The sequence below is a fragment of the Xenorhabdus thailandensis genome (assembly GCF_037996785.1).
GTDB lineage: Bacteria > Pseudomonadota > Gammaproteobacteria > Enterobacterales > Enterobacteriaceae > Xenorhabdus > Xenorhabdus griffiniae.
The window spans coordinates 13,022-35,945 of sequence record NZ_JBBMXF010000006.1; the positions used below are offsets into that span (position 1 = coordinate 13,022).

Sequence of the window (22,924 nt, forward strand, 5' to 3'; positions counted from 1 at the left end):
ATTAATAATCCGAGCTGTTTTCTAAAATTTTTCCATTAAGATGCTGTTCAACTTCTTCTACATTACGGCAACGCAGCAATTGCGGGAGCGAAAGCACGATCGCAAATTTTTCATAGATCCGTGCTGAAATTGTTTTCAGGTGTTGAGGACGCAACCCCATGCTGATGAAATCGCTGTCTCCATCGATGTGGCTAGCGTGTGATTGGCCGAGCACGTCCAGATAAATTTCCAGCACCTGTTTTTTCATCGCTGTTTCTCTAGCAGGGAAAGCGTCGTGCTTAACAGACGGTTGCTCATGTACCGATTCCGTCAACAGGCTGCGTGCCTTAGAGCGATCAGGCTTGCCATTTGGTGAGAGCGGTAATTCAGTGACTGGTAGGAGCCGTGTTGGAATATGCGATGCTGGCAGACATTGGCAGGCATATTTGCGCAATTCTGCGCCTGATAAAGCCTCCTCTTGTTGCGGCACATAAAGTACGCCGATGGCGGTCTCACCGTGCATTTCCTCACCATAATCCACCACAAGAACGTGCTTAACCAACGGGTGGCGAACCAGTTCATTCTCGATATCCGGCAACGAAATACGTACTCCACGCACCTTGACATAACCGTTGACACGGCTATCAAAGACAATAATGCCATCACGACGATAATGCCCATGATCACCGGTCCGGAACGCGCGGATCTCTTTTCCGTTCGTATCTTTGATGGTCACAAAATTGGTCTGTGTGAGGCTTCCATTTTCCAGATAACCCAACGCAACATTGACGCCTGCTGTATGAATAAGTCCAGTAACACCCACCGGACAATGATTTCCACGCCCGTCTAGCAGAAAATAACTGTTAGCCGGTAAGGGCCTTCCATAGGGGATCTGGCTAACGTCGTCCAGCCCTATTTCATGCCATATACTCCATATAGTCGTTTCTGTTGGTCCCCCCAACGAAATCAACCGTACTGACGGCAGGAGTGTACGCAGGCTACCAATAACCGCCGGTTTGATGTAATCGCCACCCTGAGCAATCAGCCGCAGGCTTTTCAATTCATCCCCTTGACGGCATGCGAGAAGCATTTCCAGAATAGCAGGTACGGAGCACCATAATGTCACCTTGTGCTTGGCAACCAACTGGTTCCAGCGTAGTGCATCCTTTTCTTCACCGATAGCGGGAAGAACAAGGGTCGCACCTGCGGTCAGGCAGCCAAAAACGTCGAAGACCGACATATCATGATGCAAAGGCGTGACAGAAATGAAGACATCCCGATGCGTTACGGACCATTCGTCAAGAGTACTGGTGATGACATTCGATGTTGATTTATTGGATAAAACAACACATTTCGGCCTTCCGGTTGTTCCGGATGTGTAGAGGTAATAGGCGGGTTCTTCGCTTGATGAGAGAGCGTCAAGCATAAGCGGAAGTTCCGCCAACGGCTCGGCAGACAAGAGTTTTTCAGGTGTTTCTGCTGGATACTCAATCCCTTCTCTTTTTGTCGTTACCACAAGATCTGGATGGCAGTTCTCAAGGAGATAGCGCAGTCGCTCTGAGGGCGAATCTGCGTCTATCGGAACCCAGATCACCCCTGTCAACGCACAGGCCAGGGTCACAGCCGTGTGCTCAGGCCCACGGTGCATACAGAGGGCAACGACACTCCCCTTGGAAAGCCTTTTCTCCATGAAAGCGCCCATTATTCGACGCACATGACATCCCAGTTCAGCGTAGCTGACATGCCTGTCGCCACTGATAAGTGCTGTTTTGGTGTTTTTGCTGTCGAAAATATTGGTGGCTATCCGACTGAGAAATCGCCCGCAGTGAAAATCAGTTTCAATGCCGTTAAATCGATAGTGGTTTGTATCGATAATATCCTGCGCCGAAATTGCGAATACGCCTGAAGTTGCGATGGCCTGTATTGCTTTGCTTATCGCTCTTAATATGTCTCGAACAAGATCCGATTCAACCGCTTCAGTGGCATAATCGATGTCAAAAACAAGCGCTTTATCTGCATTGATCGAAAAACGAATATCCATCGCAACTTGTGGTGTCTGAGTTAGCCCACTATGCAACTGCATACAACTTTCATGACCTGATACTGGCCACGAAAGTCCGTTGGTAATCACCACCGGTAAAACAGGGCCTGCACCATGCTTTTCGACCAGAAGTCGGGTAATGTCTATACCTGAAAATGCAAGATGTTCTAGCCCTTCCAGCACCTCATTCTGTAGAGTGTTAGCTCGCTCAGAAAGATTGCCCTGCTCAGCATTCCAGTTAACCACAATAAAACTTGAACGATTGCACAAAACCCCGGATACCTGCGGGGCGACGGGAACGCCAATGAACAAACTCTTCTCGTCGATCCAATGGGACATAACCTCAAGAACCAACGTCATGATGGTAGAATTCTTGAAAAGCATTTGCTTGGAACCGGCTTTCGACACTGCGATATAATCTTCCCGTGCTACAATCAGACTTTGCCGTGCATAGAGAGAAGTGCCTATTTGTGCCAGTGGTTTTGTCCATGGAAGTCGTAGTGAACCACCGATTGCCTCAATCTTTGTTTTCCAATACGCTTCATCTCTCTTGCGCTTTTCAGAGATATCTTCCTCATCCAAGGGAGCGCCAGTATCCTCCACGATTGATACCTTGCCCTCGAAAAGTTCTACCATCAGGACAGCTATCGATCGTCCATCAAGGATCAGTGCGTCAAAACGAACAAACGCGATCAGGTTATTCTCTTCCGGTTGATTCTCTGGCAAACGAAACAGCGTGATGTCCCACGGAGAACGCTCCAAGTCGAAAAGGGCATGGGCAAATTCTTCACGGTGGCTTTCCACATGACGGAGTGCCTCTCCCCGTGACAGGGTACTCAGGTCGATTTGCTGTAAATTGATATCTGCTTCTGCGCTAACATATTGGACGAGTCGCTTTGCATCTATCCGGGTGCGTAAACTTTCATGACGCTGAACCATATCCGCCAAGCGATTTCGCAGATGTTCCAAGTCCATGCGCCCGCGATACTCGCGGAATTCTTGCATCGCAACGCCACCAAGCGGTAATTCTGCCCGCCGCCCAAGCAGATATGCCAGTTGCAGGGAGGTTAATGGTTTTTCCATGCTATTCTTTCGCTCGATTTTTACAGTAGAGTCAGTAGTTCCAATTCTGGCTCTCGGTGATGGGGATGTTATTTCATCGGGTGAATGTATTGCTTCATCGAAGCGCTGCGGATATGTGGCGATTTCACGAACGAAATTAACAAAACGGTCGAACATTGGGGTTATCCATTCTTCTGGCAGTATATCCAGACGAATGTCCCAGTTGATGAGAATACCACCGTCGGCGGAAGCGACTTGTGCGTCTAGCGCAACTTGCGGGCCTTGTGAGATAACCCAGTTCATAGGACCAAATGCACGCTTGACTCGATCTGAGAGAAGCTCTCCCTCCGGGATATCCAGTGCTGCGGTGAAGACGACAGGAGTCAATTGCGTAGCGCCATGATGTCGCGAAAGATCACGCATCAGATTCACCCCCGGATAAGCCGAATGGGCGAGTAGATCTGTCAATTGTCCACCAAGCCGTTTACAAAGGTCAGCAGGGCTTTCTGCTTCATTGATACCCACGCTGAGTATGAGTATATTGGAAAAATCGCCGACGATCTTTTCCACATTATCCACTAGGGGGGAACGCCAGAACATCGGCACATTGAGCCGAAAGCACTTATCTCCGGTATGCCTTCCAAGAACAATAGAGAAAAGTCCCAGCATTAAGCTCGACATGGTTATCCTGTGTGTTCGGGCAAGCCTTTTCAATGCCTGACGCTCGTCTGGCGGGAGCCATGCCGCCAGACGATGGCTACGAGCCTGATTGGACAAGGTTTTGTTAATCGGCAACACAGGGGCTGGTGGAATGTGCGGAATACGTGAGCGCCACCAGATTCTGTCCCTTTCACGGGCAGCTTTTAGATAGGGATCGGTGCGTACCTGATCGCACCAGTTGAAATATGACGCGATCACCGGAATCGGCTGATCCGGGTTATCATAAAATCTCGCCAAATCCTCCATTAATATCCTGAAACTCGAAGGATCGATAGCTATCATATCTGTATCGACATGCAGGCGAAATTTTCCGCCATCTCGTAGACTGAGTGAAAAACGGGACGCCTGACCAGAAGAAAGATCAAGCTTCTGATGGGTCCACTCCATGCGTTTAGCAAGAAGTAACCTTGCCTCCTCCTGTTCTGGTAATCCCCTAAAATCCTCAATCTCCAGCAACGACGACTCACCGGATGGAATAACAGACTGAAGCCCTTCAGCGTTGACGCAGAGTCTTAGCATGGGGTGCAGAGAACAAACACGTTCCAGAGCCTGTTTAAATCGTTCTATCTCAATGTCATAGCCGTCGAACTCGGCATAAAGATGTGCGGCAACACCTCCCAAATTGGCCTGAACGTTACGCCCGACCCAGCAGGCTGCCTGCATTGACGTTAATTCTCTCATAGTTTATTCACGTGGTTTAAAAATCCAGATTAATAGGAACAAGTATAAAAATAAGTTGAATTCACATAGCCTCTGGCGGACTAGAGCATTTTATTGTTTTGTCTTAGCCCACTCTCCTATCGCTCTGAGAGTGTGTTCCGCACTGGCAAACGTGGGGGTAAAAACTTCGCCTGCATTAAGAAAAACAATCCGTTTTTCGCGAGCAGGTTTCATATAGTGAGCCCATCCAGGCACAATCCGATCAAGTGCAGAACGAATCGCTTTCTCATCGTGCTCCTTGCTGCCCCAACTATTGAGTACTACCAGAACATCCGGATTGAGTTCGCCTAATTTGTCAGCGCTCAATTGTAAAAGTAGTTGAGATGAGGTAGCAGAAACACCGCTTTGTGCCGAGAGTTTCATGCGGGTGAAACCAAGATCTTCCAATGCTTGAGTGAAACCGGTTGCTTCGCCGACGACATTGATCTGATCTGTTACCAGGATCGGTAAATAGGTCTTATTAGCCATATTTTCCGGCAAAAGGGTGCGCGTTGCCGCTACACGTTGTAAATACATATCCCGCCGCTTTTGAAAATTCTGCTCACGCCCGGTAAGTTTGGCCAAATTTTCTTCAATATTGAAATTATGGAATTTTCCAGAAAGGAAATGTTGCAAATAGACAGGAGCAACCGTTGAAAGCTGTTTTACCTTGTCGACATCGAACTCTGTTCCAATAATGAGGTCGGGTTTAAGTGCGTAAAGTTTTTCCAGATCGATTTCTCGGCCAGAACTGATGCCTTGTGGTTTTGCCTGCCCTTCACCGAGTACAGTATCGACGAAATCGGCACCAAACTGATAAGTACCATCTTCCGAACGGCCATAACTGCCGACGGGTTGAACTCCCAGCTCCATTAGGGGCAGACCGATAGCAGGCTCGCTCATCACCACAATACGTTGTGGCTCTTTAGGTATAACGACTTCCCGTCCCATAGTATCCGTGACCTGCCGCGTTGCGGCAAAAGCCGGAGTTCCCATTAAGCACAGTAATATGATAGCAATAGCAGATCGCATAATGTTTTCTCTTTCAGAACGAAGTAGGGTTATGTGGCTCGGTCAGGCAACAAACCTCCCCTGACCGAACTTACATCCGTAAATAATTGGTTCATCACCCCATAGACATCACACAGGAACTTGAGCAAGGGGGAGACTTGAGACTTCAGGTGTTGTGAAGAATGTGAAAACGTTATCTATGGTTTCACAGATGCGCTGGACGTGTTCTTCAGGGTAACGATCCGTACGGTAAGTTATCACCAGTCGCATTATTCTTTCTCCATCAATGACATCCTCCATGATCTCGAATTGAAGACCAAACATGGATTCTTGTTTATCAGGATCGATTTGTCGGTAGCGTATCTCGTTACCAGACGGAGTCTTAAGAGCACCATTCAACGCATTATTGGCATGAATCTGAATATAAACGTCGAAAATCAGACCATCTTCCGGTGTCATCCCTAACGATTGTTGGATAAGGTCGAGCGGTACATCCGCATACGGCATTGAATTATTGATAGTGTCTCTGGTGGTTTCGATCAGTGAGCCAACGGATTGCTCTGGATAGAACTGCAGCCGATGCGCAACCATGGTGGTAAAGTAGCCTACTGTTTCATAGGTATCAGGATCGGTACGACCCGATGCAGAGGTCCCTATCACGATATCCTTCAGATTGCCAAGTTTGTGTAGCGAAAGCGCAATTGCAGCGTAGACAATACTGAACAGAGAAGCATTATTCTGTCGAGCAAAGGAATAAAGACGGTGGGTAATTTCAGGTTTAGGTTTGTATTCAATCCAACCAGCTTTTGACGAACTTTCATGCGCTGCGATAGTCTTCTGGTTGTCAGATAAGCCGAGTTCTAACCCGTACGTTGCATCACACAGCATGTTAGTCCAGTAATCAAGGTGCTTTTGATTAAAGCCAGTTGCCTGCTGTTGTAGAGCAAACTTATGGAATGACAATGCGTTTCTTTTCCAGACAGGCGCCATACCTGCAGAACGCGCTAAATAAGCCTGGGCCAGTTCCTCCATCAGAACGTTCAACGACCATTCATCAATAACCATATGATGAACGAGGAATGACAATATTTGGCGTCCGGTTTCTGGATTGCGGATCAGCCGTATTCTGATTGGCAATTCGTGGAAAAGATCGAACTTATAAGCAGCTTCGTCCTCAAGATGTACACCTTTACTTTCGTGACTGTGCCAGAACCACTTATCATTGTTCACGTCCGACATGGCGACAATCTGCTGACAGATCTCACCATTTTGAACATGGAATAGCGTGCGCAGACTGGTGTGACGCTCGATAAGATCAGAAAAAGCCTGCTCAAGGATCGTTTCGTCAACCTCATCAAGAAAATCCAGCGCGAATGGCAAGTTGAAGATGGTGCCAAATTCATAAGCGCTATAGGCATTCCAAAGAGAAGTTTGTGCAAGTGCCAAAGGTGCCGTCAAGCGATCGTTTTGCATCTGTGCCGAAGGCTCCACGCCCTTACTCTGATTTATTATCACTGCGCGTGATGCCAAAGCGGCAGCTGAAGGATGACTGAAGAAATCACTGAAATGCACTTCCAGCCCGTGCGTGCCAAGGAGTTTACCGATAATGCGTGTTGCCAGAAGAGAGTGACCACCACAGTCAAAAAAATCATCATCCAGCGTCATATCTGTAATCGCCAAAGTTTCACGGAACTCTGACAATATGATCTCTGCTATTTCATCAGTACCAGCGGAAATGTCCTTTTCGGGGGCATTGTGAGCAGAATACACAGCAGTGCTAGGTATAGGATTCGCGACTAAACCCGTAATGGCATCTTCACTACCTTTAAGGAATGACACAAAACGATTTAGCAGAAACTCGCCACTATGAGCGGAAATCGCCTGGCCGGTTGTTAATATAAGGCTAATTTCTTCTGTACCTTCACACTCTGTTGCCAGTTCAAAATCGGGACGCATTTCATAGGTTGGCAATAGGATGGGATGGCTCAGGAAACTCTGTTGTTCAACCAGGCCATTCGGACGAGATAACAACCGAACATATACCCAGGACTCATCATTCCCTGTTACAGGAGTACCGGAGAGAAAATTGTCTTCGTCTGGTTGAGCCTGAAGCCTATCCATGACAGATTTGACTATCTGTGTTTCTTCCCTGCCACACTCGATAATCACGCGGCGGAAACCATCCGGCTGTAACAGACAAAGTGCAATTTTTTCTTGACCACCGAGCAGACCAATAAACTGGGCAAACCTGACTGAAATCATGGCTGACACCCAGTGGGATAGTTTGTCGTGAGGAAGGGACGTTTTCAGTTCATTAATTTTAAGTCCTGTTTTCCAACGCAGTGCAAGCCGATCTTTACTCAGGTCAGTTGTGACATCAAAAGAGGAATGAATAATGCTGTTCTCACTATTGCAACAGCGCAGCCAGGGCACGAGAGAAGCCGCTTTTCCGTCGAAAGGTAGTAAGGAAACACGTTTTAGAGATGGAGGCTCTACACTGTGACCGGCATAAGCGCGGATCAGTATTTCGAGTATCTCTTTTTCATGACAAACTTGTGCCAATATGTCGTGCAAAATAAGAGATAAAACAACTTCATTATTTTTTTGTATTATCAGTACTTTAAAAGGTGGATGCTGTTCAGGGATCCAAGCAGATGCTTGTACAGCTAGTATCTGCTTGATCATGTCTGCATGTGAGCTGGCATGGAAAAACTCAAGGCATGTCTGCCAGCCCATGATTCGGGTTTTATGTAACTCACCGTCATCATTTAACTCATAGCGTACGTTCAGATCCGGTATTGCTTCAATAACAGACTGAATAGCATGTATCAGCATTGAAATATTAACATCGTCATGAAGCTGCCAGGCTGAGAGTTGCTTGAGAATGCGGCTAGGATTTTGTTGCTGTAGTAGCCAGATATGTTCTTCGTAACGGGATATGGATAGGTGCGATAACTTTCCTGAATCAATATTCAACATGGATTTTCTCGTTATTTTATCGTGTTATCAAACTGAACAGTCATTTTTTACAATGCATCAATACGAGCCAATATCCATTAAATGCCACATAGGAGGACTAATACTGCCTTGCAGAATGTGCGTTGCAGTGGCTGCCGTATTTGAATTGACAAAAATATACAATTGACAAATGAGAAGGTTAACATAATATTGTTAGTCTGTGAACATTAATGATAATGATAATGATAATGAGAATTATATCCGCAAAAACAACCACCCCGATTAATGTAAAAATGGGAAATCTGCTGTTTTCACGCAAAAAAATGTTACTTAGCAGTGCGATTTTGTTTTCCTTATCATCCTTGGGAAGTCAAGCTGCCACTTTGACTCCACCAGAGAAAAACAAAACAGGGAGCGATGATGTCGATGTCATCACAGTAACAGGTGAAAAAACAGAAAGAACTCTGCAGAGAACGTCAAGTTCAGTCACAGTTATTTCTGGGCAGCGGATACAAGATAAACCTGAGGCGACAACTATCGTTGATATTTTGCAGGGTACACCTAATGTGCTTTATACCAGCAATGTAAATGCACCGAGTATTCGTGGTATTGAGACAAATGGGCCTCTCGTAGGAGGAAATACCTTTCTTTCTAAACCCATACCACGAGCGACTATCAGTGTTGATGGGCGTTATATCAGCTCCGCAGAATTTAGTTTGGGAGAGGAGCTGTTTGGGACGTAAATTCAGTAGAAGTATTCCGTGGCCCACAAACGACGACACAGGGCGCGAATAGTATCGCCGGTGCAGTTATTATCAAGACTAACGATCCCTCCTTTACCCCCGAATTCGATGGACAGGTTTTATACGGAAGCCACCAAAAGAAACGTGCTTCTTTTACTGTCAACGGCCCATTGACAGAAAATCTCGCAATACGCCTCGCCATGGATTACAGCGATAGAAAGACATTCATTAAATATACCAATCCCGATTTCTATGATTCTGATATGAACAAAGATTTCGAAAATCTGGATATCCGTGCTAAGGCACTTTGGCAACCTCTGGATAGCCCTTGGTTGGTCAAACTGACCTACTCCCATATGGCAGCAAAAAATCCTGACAGTGAGTCGACGTCATTGCCTTACAGTAAATTGAATAACTTTACGCTAGGCACCAACAGAGCTAAGACCAACAGTGATGCCGGTATCTTAGATCTCCAATATACGTTCGAAAACGATATGGTGTTCTCCAACCAGCTCCAATATTCTTCATCGAAGTATCGTTACACTTTCTCGAAGCAGGTTTCAGGTATCGCGAATCGCGATTCGAACAATGTTTCCAACGAAATGCATTTGAACTTCGGTGATGAATATTCAACCTGGAGTGGAGTGACAGGGCTCTATTACTCGCGGGACAAGGCCTCAAATGTGCTTGATAATCTGCTGGGCAAGGCAGACGCCGATCTGACTAATACCAGTGTCGGTCTTTTCTCAGAGACTACTAGGCGTTTTGCGGAAAAATGGGCTCTGACTGGCGGTTTGCGTTATCAATATGACCAAGTCAAGCATGAAGGGGTCACCAGCTATGTGCCTGGTGTTTATCATGAATATAGCAAAGGGTTCCATGCTATTCTGCCGAAAGCGTCTCTCGCCTATGACGTTACTGACGATATAACCGTCGGTACTCTGATAAGTAAAGGCTATGCGCCGGGTGGTACAGGTGTGAATTTCTCTGGGCATTCCTATTACACCTTCGCGCCGGAGAAGGCTTGGAATTACGAGTTGTTTGCACGTGGTACAGCACTCAATAACCGATTGCTGGTAACCGGTAATATCTTTTATACCGATTATAAGGGGTTCCAGAGTGCTGTAACGGATTATAGGAAAGACCAGCCTAACGGTTCTATCCTTGTCAACGCCGATAAGGCGGTAACCTATGGACTTGAGCTGGCGGCAGATTATCGGGCTCTGGACAACCTTCGCCTACGTGGTGGACTTGGATTGCTTCATACTGAAATCAAAAAATTCGCCGATTATCGAGGAAACTTGTTTGAAGGAAAAAAATTCGCTAAAGCGCCTGGCTACATGTTTAACGTCGGTGTTGACTGGAACATCACGGAACAAGTTCGTCTAAGTAGCGATCTTCGTTATGTGGATCGTTACTTCTCAAATGACCAGAACGATCCCGAATTGCGCGTCAGTTCCTATTTAGTTTCCAATCTCCGTTTATCGTATAATCCGATCGACAATCTCGAACTCTTTGTTTACGGAAATAACATCTTTGACAAACGTGCGCCAACATACAAATACCATGATCGTACAGCTGGGATTTCAGGATACATGCTGGAGCCACGTGAAGTGGGTGTCGGTATGAAAGTACGCTTCTAAAATCAGTATTGGCCGCACCGACTTATCGGTGGTAAATCGGTGGTAAGAAGTAAGGGGGAGCTAATCAACCGCTCCCCTTTTTCCATCTTAAATCACGCGTAGTACTTATTCTCTGACTGAGAGGCTCACGGCCTGACAATTTTTTAATCATTTATTGGCCTGAATTCGCGACTACATAGGGTTCTATTAATAGCAGCTTGGTTAATTCCTTGGACGAAGGCTTACTTTCTTCCCCTTTAGGAACCACAAAAAACTCACCTTGCTTTATTATTACGTGATCATTTTTAAAATCTATACGAAGTTCACCTTCAATAACCATAAATACCTTGTCTTCATCTTCATGTGTGTGCCACATAAAATCACCTTCAGCGAGCAATATGATTATCTTATATTCATTTGTTTCAGCTATCACTTTCGGTGACCAAATTTCTTCTATTAAATCAAATTCTTGTTTTAAATTATTGACTTTTCTCAATGCTGCAATATGGCTCATGTTATATCCCTTTCCTTTAACTAGTTTTTGGTTTAGATTTTTAATACTTACCCATTCCATCTCATTATAGTCTTTCCGTTCTTTATAGTGGCATACAGGTAAACAAATTTAAACATTCGGTTTATCAAGCACCAAGTGTAGCGCCCCCATCAATGACAATATCTTGCAACGTTATATGGCTTGCTTGGTCGGAGGCCAAAAACAAAATGACGTTGGCTATTTCGTCGGGCTGTGCGATTTTCCCAAGTGGAATGCCGAGCTTAAATTGTTCGGTAAAGCCGTTGATAAGACGCTGATATGCCATATCATCATCGTTGAGCATTCCCTCCAGCATTGGCGTCAGTGTGGAACCAGGTGAAACAATGTTACATCGCACCCCAAAAGGGGCCAGTTCCAACCCCACACTAAGGCACAAGCTACGCATCGCAGCTTTAGAGGCACAGTAAACTGCCATATTAACGCGCGGCACGTGAGCTGCGTTGGAGGCTATTGAGACGATATTGCCTCTGCGCTGACGCTGGAAGTGTGGAATAAGGATTTTAAACAGATTAAATACTGCACCTGCATTAACGTTGATTGAGCTTTCCCAGTCTTCATGGCTTAACGTTTCTGCAGAGCCAAAGCGCAGAATTCCCGCACCGTTAACCAGCACATCCAGCCCATTTGCCTTCAGCAATGGAGGGCAGATTTTTTGCACCGCATGAGCATCGCTGACATCCAGAATGAGCGTCTCAAACGGCATTGAATCAGGAAATTTCAAATCGAATCCAAAAACCCTAGCTCCTGCCTCGTGAAAACGGAGGGCTGTTCGAAAGCCGATACCATTCCCAGCTCCTGTTACCCAGACAGTTTTTCCCTTGAATTCGTTCATTTCTCTTCCAAATCGTCGTTCAGCAGTGCAAGCCAGTTTCGCAGCGTTGGTTGTTTCATCAGCGTGGTAAAATCAATTTCGTACCCTTCCTGGCGGCACTTTGAAACAAAGGACATTGTGCGTAGCGAGTCTAAGCCGTAATCAAGCAGGTTTTCGTCATCATCAATGTCGTGTGCATCTTCGTCCAGTGCGGGTTGCAATATGGCAAGCAAACGTTCGCGATCCCATCTACGTTCTACTGCGGGAGGGATAAGTGCCGACAACGCCATAGAGGTACTCAACACTCGTCCGGAACGACCCGCAGTATAGCGGAGCGCCATCATATGCTCTTCCCGGCTGAAATCCGCCAGCGCATCACTTATCATAAAAGCCTGTATATCGCGCATAAAGGCATCAGTAGCAGTGGTTAGGCAGCCGATATGGGCGTACACGCCACAGATTATAAGCTGGTCGCGCTTACATTCTTGCAGATAGGTTTCCAAGCCAGAGCGCTGAAACGCACTGTAGCGCCACTTCACCAACACAGTGTCCTTCGGTTCGGGGGACAGTGCTGCTACGATTTTTTGCTGTTCTGGATAGCTGTTCAGGCCAGGTCCCCACATATCATTCAGTAGCGCTCGATCAACGTCATTTTGTTGGTTAGGCTGAGCTGTGTAAAACACTGGAATACCTAGCTCATGGCAACGCGCGCGCAGAGTCACTATGTTGTCGATAACCTGCTGAATCATATTGCTCTCTTTTCCCCAGAAGTTGAGGAAATATTCCTGCATATCGTGAATTAGCAGAGCGGCGCGCTGTGGCTCCAACCTCCACTCGACTTTATTTACAGGTAAGGCGGTTTCATCGGGCAGGATATAGTCCTGAATTTTAGGAATGCTCATAGCGTATTTTCTCAATTTTCTAAGGTGGCGCTGGCAAGTGCACGTAACGCCTGTTTGTTGATTTTTCCTACCGGAGTGAGCGGTAACTCAGGTAGACTTTCAAAACGATCGGGGATTTTGTAGTCAGCTATACCTTGCTCGCGTAGCCAGCGGCGCAGCACGGCTGGTTTCACGGATTCGCGTTCGCGCGTTACCACAAAGGCGCAGGTTTTCTCACCCATTAGAGAATCAGTAATAGCGACCAGTGCGGCGTACACCACCGCTGGGTGGCGCAGCAACAGATGTTCAACCTCTTCAGCGGCAATTTTTTCGCCACCTCGATTTATTTGATCCTTTTCACGTCCAACGACTTTCAGATATCCATCGGGAAACTGAATAACCACGTCGCCAGAACAATAAAACCCGTTACTGTCGAACACCGTCTGATTATGTTCTGGGCTTCGGTAATAACCTCGAAAGGTGTATGGGCCCCAGTCATCAGCAATCCAGGCTCTCCGTGCGGTACAGGAAGGCCTTCTCGGTTTGCAACCCATACCTCATCATCTTCACTGATGGGGCGTCCTTGAGTTGTGAAGGTATGCGCATCGTCATCGTCTAGTCGGGTGTAGTTCACCAGACCTTCTGCCATACCAAATACTTGTTGGAGTTGGCAGCCCAACTCTTTTGGAATGCGTCTGGCCAGCGTTTCTCCCAGAGGGGCACCGCCGACCTGCATCACTTTCAGACTAGAGAGTTCGTTGGCGTGGCCTCTGATATTGGCATATTCCAGCCAGATGCTGACTGCTGGTGGCACCAGAGCGACAATATTGATCTGGTGACGGGCTATGACCGGAAAACATCCGTCCGGGCTAGGATCGGGGACGAGGATGACCTGACCACCCGCATAAAATACGCCCAGCGCACCCGGTGAACTCATAGGATAGTTGTGTGCGGCCGGCAGTGCGCAGAGATATCGAGTTTTACTACTGATGTCGCAGATCGGATTGCTGGCGCGGATACTGTAATAATAGTCGTTGTGGGTGCGTGGAATCAGCTTGGGGGTGCCAGTGCTACCGCCGGAAAGCTGGAAAAATGCGACCTCATCCGCTGGCGTTGGCGTTGGCGTGAAGTCTCCGGGCTCTTCCGATATCAGGCGTGAAAGCGAACGGTTCGAATCTGAATCCTCATGGTGAAGCACCACTGTTTTCAATTCCGGACACTTGGCTATCAGAAGATCAATAAAAGTATCGTCATGAAACTGGCGATGCTGGCGATCGGCAATGAGTATCTCTGGCGTAATCTGGTGCGCATACGCAGTTAATTCACTGCTCTGGTGGCTATAAAGCGCGTTAACGGGTGCAACGCCCAGGCGCAACAAGGCAAAAAAGACGATATAAAACTCCGCTTCATTGCCAAGCTGTACTAATGCAGTTTGTCCCTGACGCACGCCACGTCGATACAGGGAAGCAGCGAGTCGGTTTACTGCTTCATTAAGCTCTCGATAGCTCCAGCATCGCTCCCCGCAGAATAGTGCCACAGCATCGTTCTCGCGGTGAATATCGAGGATCTCACTCAACGGGCGATCAATCCAATACCCTTTCAGTCGATAACGTTCGGCCATATCCTGAGGCCAGCGACTAAATTCAATCATAATATCTGCTCCTGTTGCGTTGCAAAACCAAGTGCACTCAGCATGGTGTTAAATTTGGTACGGGTTTCCAACCATTCGTTTTCCGGAACAGAATCCGGAACAATGCCAGCACCGGCAAATAACTCAATCTGATGAGACCGAACTTTACCGCAGCGGATCGCCACAACCCATTCCCCGTCTCCGCGGGCGTCACACCAGCCGACAATACCGCCAAACCAACCGCGGTCGAATGGTTCCAGCTCGCCGATCAGGTTGCGGGATGAGGTATAAGGAGAACCACATAATGCAGGCGTGGGATGAAGTAGACAGGCAAGAGACAATGCGTTATCGCAATCACCAGACAATATCCCCTGGATCTCAGTAGCGAGATGCCAAAGCGCAGGCGTGCTGAGCAGCGAGGGTTCTGCAGGGATCGTCAGAGACTGGCAGAGATCCGTCAATTGGCAGCGGATAGCCTCTGTGACCACCAAATGCTCATGGCGATCCTTTCCGGAGTTCAACAACTTTTCCCTGATATTTCTGTCACTAGAGTCATCGTCACCTCGCCGCGCTGAGCCGGCAAGAGGACAGGAGCGCAGGACATTCCCCTCTTTACGTAACAGCAGTTCAGGGCTAGCACCGATTAGAGTGCCATCTGCTAGCGGCAAGTGAAAGTTGTAGCTCTCCGGATTCTGTCTGTTGAGCTGTAGCCATAAGCTCAAAGCATTAAGCGGGGAAGTGCTTTCAATCTGCAGCAAGCGCGACAACACCACCTTATTCAGTTCACCAATGCGCAGTGGATTCAAGGCGTTTTCTACCATGCTGCAAAATACATCATGATCTGGAATGTAGTGAGCTTGCCCCTTCACCTGCACCGGAGAATCGGAGAGATTAAAGGCGTGGCGATCGAACCAGTAGTGGGTCTGCGGAATAAACAGCGAGCAGGGTTGGCGTTTATCAAACGGAATAGCTCCCACTACAATGGGGTTTTCTACGCCGGCCTGCTGAGCCTGACCAAGCAACTGTTGCACTTTCTTCTGGAACTCACTCTCAACATGATGTCCGGATGCGGCAGGATGTGTCAAGGTAGCGAAGCATCCCCGAGCGAGCAGGCTTTTGTGGGGCGACAGAAAGATAAAGTCATCCTCTTGCAACGTTAGTGAAGGAAGATCATGGGTAATACCAGACAAAATCAAGTTCCTCTTGTTGGTGTAGGTGCCAGCTTTTCCCCCTTTCCTGAGAGGAGAAAAATACCGACGGCAACATGAGAGCGAGCCGCCAGCGGTGCCGGATACCAGGTGTTATTAGCGATAGCTGGACGTGGAGAACATGCTGTAGTCGTAGCAGTAGAAGCGCGCTTCTTTTCCACAGCAGGAGGCGACATGGTGAGGTTATTGACGTTAAACTGCACAGATGCGCCTTTCAAATTGGAAGTATTTTTTCTTAGTTTATTACTTATGTAGCAAAAGCGGTGGCTTACGACTTCATCGTTGCGGTTAGATGAATCTAGATAATTGGTGAAAACACTGTTGGTATAATTTAGTGCCTTGGATATGAAAATCGTTCTTTTGCTATCCATCTGGTGACGAGTAACCACGGAGATGACCTGCCGTAGTTTGAGAAGTAGGATCGCCGTTTTAGCGCCTAATACGAAACTTTTCGCTACAATCCTTCTCATGGGTAGCGTTACGCTTTTCCGCTCCGCGACTGCATCCCTTATGGTCCCTTCCCCATCGCTAGCCACATACGCCCCGTCAGATAACATGGATATTGAAAGTAGTGTCGCCTGAAACCCAAATTTTGTACGTCTGGCGATGATTTTCGCCATAAATTTTTTTCTTCTTATCTTAAACATAATCAAACACCGTCTGATTTGCCTTATGAAAATATTTAATAACAATTAATTTGTGCTGCTTACAGGCGGCGCCAGAAATCCAATTTGACAAAACGTTCATCAGGAGAGGTGTTGGCTCCTGAGAAGGAAAACCCCATTACAATATTTTAAATAGAAATGATTATCAATGTAATTTGTATTATTAATTGATACCGTTTTCTTGTAAAAATTTCTATAGATATAGCAACAGAGAAAAGTCATCTAACTATTGCGTGGGTATGGGGGTTTTGGATCATGACATTAATCTATTGAGTCCTGGAAGGCTTTGCTAGTACATTGGCTGCCTTGATCGCGATGAAACATGATACCTTATAGCTTCTCCCTTGATTCAAATACTATTTCTAACTCTTTCTATGTCAACTCAGAATCCGGGAAAATGACATCATCCGGCCAATGGGGTTGCACGCAAACAAGTCGAGAACTACAGCCAAATACACCCAACGTTTACCGATCCAAATGTCGGTCACATCCCTATACTTGATGGGGTTCAGTGACCGCAAACTGCTCGTCAAGATGAGTAGAAATATCAAAATTTCCGAACAGTTGGCAAGGAAAGCCACTGGATAATGTATTCTGAATTGCTCGATCATATAGCAATATTTACTGAGGGAAAACAAGCGGATTTCACCGCCCGAACTGTGTTGCCGGGAAGCCAAACCACACCAGACAGAAAGTTGCCTGCCATTCGAAAATATATCTGCATTGACCTCATTCACAAAAATCGCTGCAATGAGAGGATCGATACAGGAAATAATAAGCAGATGGCCACAGCCTGTTTGTCGGCGATAAAGGGAAGCAATTTCGCATTATCATTCACATTGAGAATAATCTTTATCAAAATTATATTTATTAATATTACTATGCCATAAATCACGCTTGCAGTTTTATAAGAAAAAAATAACCATAATGGATTGAGTAAGCAGATATATGAATTTTCATATTAATTATAACCTTCGAAATGGCTTGTTTTCTATGACTCTAATAGCTTATTTATATCGTCAATCTTGGGTATTATTGTTGGTATCGACAATAAGCGCATTAATTAGTGGGTTTGCCGGTGCTTCGATAGTTGGGATGATCAGTCAAGGAGTAACAGAAGAGATTAACCTGATTACATTTCTTTGGAGCTTTTTTGGCATCTGTTTTATTTTTTTCATTACTAAGACCGTGTCAGAAATTACATTATCGCATTTAGCCCAATCCACGGTTTTTTCATTACGTCTAAGTTTAAGTAATAAAATTTTGCGGGCGCCACTTAAAAAACTACATAAACTTGGGCGGCACGGTTTATTGGCGGTTTTAACCAAAGATGTCGATGTTTTTGTACACTCCTTTATGTTGGCTCCCTCTGTTTTTGGTAATATCACCCTAATCATAGCCTGTTTTGGTTATTTAGCCTGGATGTCATGGCAACTGTTTCTCATTTTAGCGGCACTTAGCCTGATTGGCATGTATGTGTTTTATCTATGGGAAAAATATCCATTACAATTAATGACAGATATGCGTGATCAAATAGATAAAATATACCTTAATTTCCAAAGCCTGATTGATGGCAGTAAAGAGCTGCAACTCAATAAACAAAAAGGAAATCTTTTCATTAATAAAGTGATTGCGCCTGCTGCCAAAGTGTTTCAGGAGATCTGTATTAAAGCGAACTCCAGCTATGCCTGGGTGATTAATGCCAGTTCTGTAACATTTTATGTCATGATTGGTATCATTATTTTTGTTGTTCCGATTTGGCTTCCCCAGGAACCATCAACATTGGTGACTGTATCGTTGCTTGTTCTCTTCTTATCCGGCCCAATCAGTGAAGTTATTGGCGCAATTCCGGAGCTGAGAGAGGCGGAAGTTTCATTAAATAAAATGCGGCGTCTTGACAGCCAACTGGAAGAAGCCCTGTCGGCACAAATTGAAGGCTCCAACCCATTTAACAAGCAGCAAGCCATCGAGATTGAGCTGAAAGATGTTGTCCACCATTACACAACGGATAAAGAAGATCGCCAGTTTGCACTCGGCCCATTAAGTTTAAAAATATCGCAAGGTGAAATTGTTTTTATCGTCGGTGGGAATGGCAGTGGGAAAACAACACTTGCTATGTTGCTTGTTGGCCTGTTTGAGCAAGAATCCGGTACTATCTCATTAAATGGTGTGGAAATCACACCAGCAAATAATGAACATTATCGTCAACATTTTGCGGCCGTTTTTTCTGATTACCATCTATTTGAGCAGTTACTCAATAGCGATGCGAATGTCACCGAAAAAGCAACACATTATATTGAAGCGTTAAATATGGCACACAAAGTTAAAATTGTTGATGGCGGATTTTCCACCACAAATCTTTCCGCAGGTCAACGGAAACGACTGGCTTTAGTTTCAGCTTACCTGGAAGACCGCCCTATTTATCTGTTTGATGAGTGGGCCGCCGACCAGGATCCGGTGTTTAAACGCTTATTCTATACTGAGCTACTGCCAGAATTAAAAGCCAGAGGTAAAACTGTCCTGGTTATTAGTCATGACGATGCTTACTTTAATATAGCTGACCGCATTATTAAATTAGAGGATGGCCATATTAAAGAAGTTGATCATAAGGACCATTATATTCAATAAAATGAAATAAATCTTATGGCAGAGAGCCTGATAAAGCAGGCTCTTATTTCACTTTATATACTCAGAAAAACTTGAGAAAAAATCACTAACGGTAATAAAATTTATTACATAATTTCTATAATAAAATGAGATATATTAGAAAAACATTATTAGACATATGTAATAGAACTATTTAATTTGAATTATCTAATTTTGTAATATACCAATCGTCTTTCAATATGTGTTTTATATCTCCCCGCTACGCAGGGAGATATAAACAATCACATTGATTCGCAAACTGCACCTTGAAGTTGGATTGGTATAAACATAATTTCCTAGTCGGCAAGAAGGAATTAAATAAATATAAAAAATAAGACTGTTCTTTTTTATTAGAATGGTCAGTTATTTTCATTGTTAAAACCCAAGTGTGATTTTTTGTTTTATCCGTTCTCATGTTTTTATTTTTAATGTACCCATAAAAAGGGAGCTATAGAATGAATTACCCCGAAAAATTGAAATCATTCCCTTTATCAGAAGCTCAACGCAGCCGCTGGTTTCAATATCAAATTGATCCTGACAAACGCGGTCAAAATAATAGTGCATTTTGTACACGCATTAAAGGATTAACGGCCAAGCGTTTAGAAGAGGCTCTCAATAAACTGGTACAAAGACATCCGATGCTGCGGGCAAGTTTTGGACTATACCACGGCGAATTAGGTTATTGCATCGCAGACAGCGCTAACATCACACTTACAGTACACGATGCCCAGCATCTTAGCGAAGAAACGCTTAAACAGCGTGTTCAGGACGATTGCTGGCATATGTTTGACCTGGCCCATCCGTTGCGGGTTTATGCCAGCTGGTATCAACGCAATCAACAAGAAAGTGTCATGGTCTTGACCTTTGATCATCTGGCCGTTGATGGCTGGTCTTATTGGATACTGTTAGATGAACTTGATGCTCTGCTGTCGGCAACCCCCCTGGAACCCGCACCAGAAAATAGTTTCCATGATTATGTGGAATGGCAACAACAATGGCTAAAAAGTGCCAGCGCTAAAAAACAACAGCAATTCTGGCAAAACACATTGGCGGGTGATTTAGCTATCTCACAATGGCCACCAAAAAACAGCCCCCTGCACGCCACAGGAAAAATATCGTTAAAGAAAATCATTAACCAGTCACTGACGCACAAGCTGCAAGCATTAGCGCTAAAATATGACAACAGCCTATTTGCTGTTTTTCTGGCTGCCTACCAAATTCTTCTCAGCCGTTATACCGCAGTGGATGACGTCATTATCGGTTCTATCTTGCCGGGCAGAGGCCGGGCACGTTGGGGAAAATTAGTCGGCGAATTTATCAATCCGGTTGCTTTACGCTGCCAGATAAACCGTGATATGACCGTACAGGAACATATCACACAAGCGACGAAGACTATTCGGCAGGGTATTGAAAACCAGAAATATCCGTTCACCAAGATACTGGAACAACTAAAACTGCAACGCAATGCAGAAGTTCACCCTGTTTTCCAGACAGTCATGATATTCCAAAAAGCCAGATATATCGGTGACCTGACTACCCTCTGGATGGCGGAAGATGACGATATCACGGTACAGTGGGGAAATGCAGAGTTACGACCTTTCCCATATCCCCTCTATGCCGATGTCCCAGTTCCATTAATGATAAATGTCTTAGAATCTGGCGAGCATATTGGTTATACCTTTTATTACGACACGGCAATATTTGATGCAGCATTCATCTCCCAGCTTATGCAAAACCTTTTGACTCTGCTGGAAGCGATGGTAAACGACGAACAACAGACAATTGATCGTTTGCCATTGATGGATGAACAGGCACGTCAGCAAATCCTTCATGATTTTAACAATACGGATAAGCCCTTCCCGCAACACGCCTTAATCCATCAATTTATTGAGCAACAAGCAGCACGCAACCCAACTGCCATTGCACTGCTATATGAGAATACGCAACTCAGTTATATGGAATTGAATCAGCGGGCTAACCAGCTAGCTCATGCCCTTGTCGCAACGGGAATTCATCCCGATGATCGCGTCGCCGTTTGCATGGAACGTAGTTTGGATATGGTCATTAGTCTGTTGGGGATTTTGAAAGCGGGGGCGGCTTATGTGCCACTCGATCCGGAATATCCCACAGACAGACTCGCTTATATCCTGTCAGACAGTGAACCTGTGATCCTGCTAACTCATCATGGCTTGCAAGAACAACTGCCCGTGACTGAAATTCCTGTCTGGTTTTTAGATAATCCCACCGTTCAGGCCAATATTACCCGCCAGGATAATGATAACTTAGAGGCCGCTTATTTAGGGCTGACATCACGTTATCTGGCCTATGTCCTCTATACCTCTGGCTCAACCGGACTCCCCAAAGGGGTGATGAATGAGCATCGCGGCGTGGTTAACCGTTTGCTTTGGGCGCAAGAGGCTTATCAATTAACCCCGCACGATCGCGTCTTACAAAAAACGCCGTTTAGTTTTGATGTTTCCATCTGGGAATTCTTCCTTCCCCTGATGTCTGGGGCGCAATTAGTGATGGCTCGCCCCGGCGGTCACAAAGAACCGCATTATTTATTGGAAGAGATAGAACTCCGTCATATCACGACGATCCACTTTGTCCCCTCCATGTTGCAAAGTTTTCTCCATTACATTCCAGCCGGACGCTGCCTTTCCCTGCGCCAAATTTTATGCAGTGGGGAAGCGCTGCCTTATGCCTTGCAACAACACTGTCTTTCTCACTTGCCTCACAGTGAACTGCATAATTTATATGGCCCCACGGAAGCAGCCATTGATGTCACGGCCTGGCAATGTGTTCCGGATCGCTATATCGGACAAGTGCCGATTGGACAGCCTATTGCCAATATCCAAATCTATATTCTCGATACTCATGGAGAAGCCGTTCCAATTGGTATGGCGGGGGAAATTTATATCGGTGGAGTGGGTGTCGCCCGTGGTTATTTAAACCTGCCTGAATTAACCGCTGAACGTTTTATTAACGACCCATTTAATGCCGATCCTGATGCTCGTCTGTATAAAACTGGCGATCTGGGACGTTGGCTACCGGATGGCAGTATCGCCTATCTGGGACGCAACGACTTTCAAGTCAAAATTCGCGGATTGCGTATTGAGCTGGGTGAAATTGAAACTTGCCTGACCCAGTGTGCGGGCATTCGTGAAGCGGTGGTGATTGCCCGTGACAATGGACCCCATGACAAACGACTGGTTGCCTATTTGATCCCAAATCAGGATAGCACCCCAAGCATTTCTCAACTGCGTGAGCAATTAAGCCGCACTCTCGCCGATTACATGATACCGGCTGCCTTTGTGGTAATGGAGGCGTTTCCTCTCTCGCCAAATGGCAAACTCGATCGCAAAGCTCTGCCTGCTCCCGATCACGCAGCGATGTCAAGTCGTGAATATGCGGCTCCAGAAAGCGAAACCGAAACGCAATTGGCCGCCATTTGGCAAACATTATTGGGGCTGGATCGGGTAAGTCGCTATGACAACTTCTTTGAGCTAGGTGGTCATTCTCTGTTAGTGCTACAGCTACAGTCGCAAATAAAACAAACATTTGATGTTGAATTATCTATTCATCAACTGTTTTCCCACCCAACCCTCTGTCAACTTGAAGAATGCATTATTGACTCTCTATTACTGCAATTCGATTCAGAGTCTCTGCAAGATGTTTATAAATCAATGAATTAG

The 22,924-nt window shown here is 45.7% G+C and carries 12 protein-coding genes and 3 pseudogenes; 4 read left to right on the top strand and 11 right to left on the bottom strand.

Going from position 1 to position 22,924, the window contains the following annotated elements:
* Position 1: 1 nt before the first annotated feature.
* The 3 genes from AAC853_RS02390 to AAC853_RS02400 form a co-directional block, all read right to left on the bottom strand.
* A complete protein-coding gene (locus tag AAC853_RS02390; protein WP_340613586.1) occupies positions 2–4,483 on the bottom strand; it encodes an amino acid adenylation domain-containing protein in 4,482 nt (1,493 codons plus the stop codon).
* Positions 4,484–4,573: 90 nt separating this feature from the next.
* Positions 4,574–5,533: an ABC transporter substrate-binding protein gene (locus tag AAC853_RS02395; protein WP_340613587.1), complete on the bottom strand. Its 960-nt coding sequence runs from the start codon at positions 5,531–5,533 to the stop codon at positions 4,574–4,576.
* A 108-nt stretch (positions 5,534–5,641) separates the two neighbouring features.
* Positions 5,642–8,491 (bottom strand): condensation domain-containing protein, encoded by a 2,850-nt coding sequence (locus tag AAC853_RS02400; RefSeq protein WP_340613588.1) that lies wholly within the window; start codon positions 8,489–8,491, stop codon positions 5,642–5,644.
* A 227-nt stretch (positions 8,492–8,718) separates the two neighbouring features.
* On the opposite strand from AAC853_RS02400, the gene AAC853_RS02405 reads away from it, so the two are divergent.
* Together AAC853_RS02405 and AAC853_RS02410 are read left to right on the top strand one after the other, a co-directional pair.
* A complete protein-coding gene (locus tag AAC853_RS02405; RefSeq protein ID WP_340613589.1) occupies positions 8,719–9,213 on the top strand; it encodes a TonB-dependent receptor plug domain-containing protein in 495 nt (164 codons plus the stop codon).
* A 200-nt stretch (positions 9,214–9,413) separates the two neighbouring features.
* Positions 9,414–10,856: a TonB-dependent receptor gene (locus AAC853_RS02410; RefSeq protein ID WP_340613590.1), complete on the top strand. Its 1,443-nt coding sequence runs from the start codon at positions 9,414–9,416 to the stop codon at positions 10,854–10,856.
* A 151-nt stretch (positions 10,857–11,007) separates the two neighbouring features.
* Here the strand turns inward: AAC853_RS02410 and AAC853_RS02415 are convergent, their stop codons facing one another.
* The 8 genes and pseudogenes from AAC853_RS02415 to AAC853_RS02455 form a co-directional block, all read right to left on the bottom strand.
* Positions 11,008–11,349, bottom strand: a complete 342-nt coding sequence (locus tag AAC853_RS02415) for a cupin domain-containing protein (RefSeq protein ID WP_338885033.1) — start codon at positions 11,347–11,349, stop codon at positions 11,008–11,010.
* A gap of 124 nt (positions 11,350–11,473) precedes the next feature.
* The gene (dhbA, locus tag AAC853_RS02420; RefSeq protein ID WP_340613591.1) at positions 11,474–12,220 is read right to left on the bottom strand and encodes a 2,3-dihydro-2,3-dihydroxybenzoate dehydrogenase; all 747 of its coding nucleotides are present in this window, start codon (positions 12,218–12,220) and stop codon (positions 11,474–11,476) included.
* A complete protein-coding gene (locus AAC853_RS02425; RefSeq protein ID WP_338885031.1) occupies positions 12,217–13,101 on the bottom strand; it encodes an isochorismatase family protein in 885 nt (294 codons plus the stop codon). Before AAC853_RS02425 ends, dhbA begins: the two co-directional genes overlap by 4 nt.
* 11 nt (positions 13,102–13,112) lie before the next feature.
* Positions 13,113–14,734 (bottom strand): annotated as a pseudogene (locus AAC853_RS02430) ((2,3-dihydroxybenzoyl)adenylate synthase).
* On the bottom strand, positions 14,728–15,906 hold the full coding sequence (locus AAC853_RS02435) for an isochorismate synthase (protein WP_422824168.1): 1,179 nt from the start codon (positions 15,904–15,906) through the stop codon (positions 14,728–14,730). The pseudogene AAC853_RS02430 and the gene AAC853_RS02435 overlap by 7 nt, the downstream one beginning before the upstream one ends.
* Positions 15,903–16,565 (bottom strand): hypothetical protein, encoded by a 663-nt coding sequence (locus AAC853_RS02445; RefSeq protein ID WP_340613594.1) that lies wholly within the window; start codon positions 16,563–16,565, stop codon positions 15,903–15,905. The genes AAC853_RS02435 and AAC853_RS02445 overlap by 4 nt, the downstream gene beginning before the upstream one ends.
* 351 nt (positions 16,566–16,916) lie before the next feature.
* Positions 16,917–17,129: pseudogene (locus tag AAC853_RS02450) on the bottom strand (IS3 family transposase); the annotation flags it as partial.
* 86 nt (positions 17,130–17,215) lie between these two features.
* A pseudogene (locus tag AAC853_RS02455) lies at positions 17,216–17,404 on the bottom strand (transposase); the annotation flags it as partial.
* Between the two features lie 172 nt (positions 17,405–17,576).
* Between AAC853_RS02455 and AAC853_RS02460 the strand changes: the two are divergent.
* Both AAC853_RS02460 and AAC853_RS02465 read left to right on the top strand, forming a co-directional pair.
* Complete coding sequence (locus AAC853_RS02460) at positions 17,577–19,211, top strand: cyclic peptide export ABC transporter (RefSeq protein WP_340613595.1); 1,635 nt, start codon at positions 17,577–17,579, stop codon at positions 19,209–19,211.
* Between the two features lie 473 nt (positions 19,212–19,684).
* On the top strand, positions 19,685–22,924 hold the full coding sequence (locus tag AAC853_RS02465) for a non-ribosomal peptide synthetase (protein ID WP_340613596.1): 3,240 nt from the start codon (positions 19,685–19,687) through the stop codon (positions 22,922–22,924).

Coding starts and splice junctions, on each gene's coding strand:
- AAC853_RS02425 (WP_338885031.1), bottom strand. CDS start 13,101: ATGAGCATTCCTAAAATTCAGGACTATATCCTGCCCGATGAAACCGCC.
- AAC853_RS02390 (WP_340613586.1), bottom strand. CDS start 4,483: ATGAGAGAATTAACGTCAATGCAGGCAGCCTGCTGGGTCGGGCGTAAC.
- AAC853_RS02410 (WP_340613590.1), top strand. CDS start 9,414: ATGGATTACAGCGATAGAAAGACATTCATTAAATATACCAATCCCGAT.
- AAC853_RS02415 (WP_338885033.1), bottom strand. CDS start 11,349: ATGAGCCATATTGCAGCATTGAGAAAAGTCAATAATTTAAAACAAGAA.
- AAC853_RS02460 (WP_340613595.1), top strand. CDS start 17,577: ATGACTCTAATAGCTTATTTATATCGTCAATCTTGGGTATTATTGTTG.
- AAC853_RS02465 (WP_340613596.1), top strand. CDS start 19,685: ATGAATTACCCCGAAAAATTGAAATCATTCCCTTTATCAGAAGCTCAA.
- AAC853_RS02400 (WP_340613588.1), bottom strand. CDS start 8,491: ATGTTGAATATTGATTCAGGAAAGTTATCGCACCTATCCATATCCCGT.
- AAC853_RS02405 (WP_340613589.1), top strand. CDS start 8,719: ATGAGAATTATATCCGCAAAAACAACCACCCCGATTAATGTAAAAATG.
- dhbA (WP_340613591.1), bottom strand. CDS start 12,220: ATGAACGAATTCAAGGGAAAAACTGTCTGGGTAACAGGAGCTGGGAAT.
- AAC853_RS02445 (WP_340613594.1), bottom strand. CDS start 16,565: ATGTTTAAGATAAGAAGAAAAAAATTTATGGCGAAAATCATCGCCAGA.
- AAC853_RS02395 (WP_340613587.1), bottom strand. CDS start 5,533: ATGCGATCTGCTATTGCTATCATATTACTGTGCTTAATGGGAACTCCG.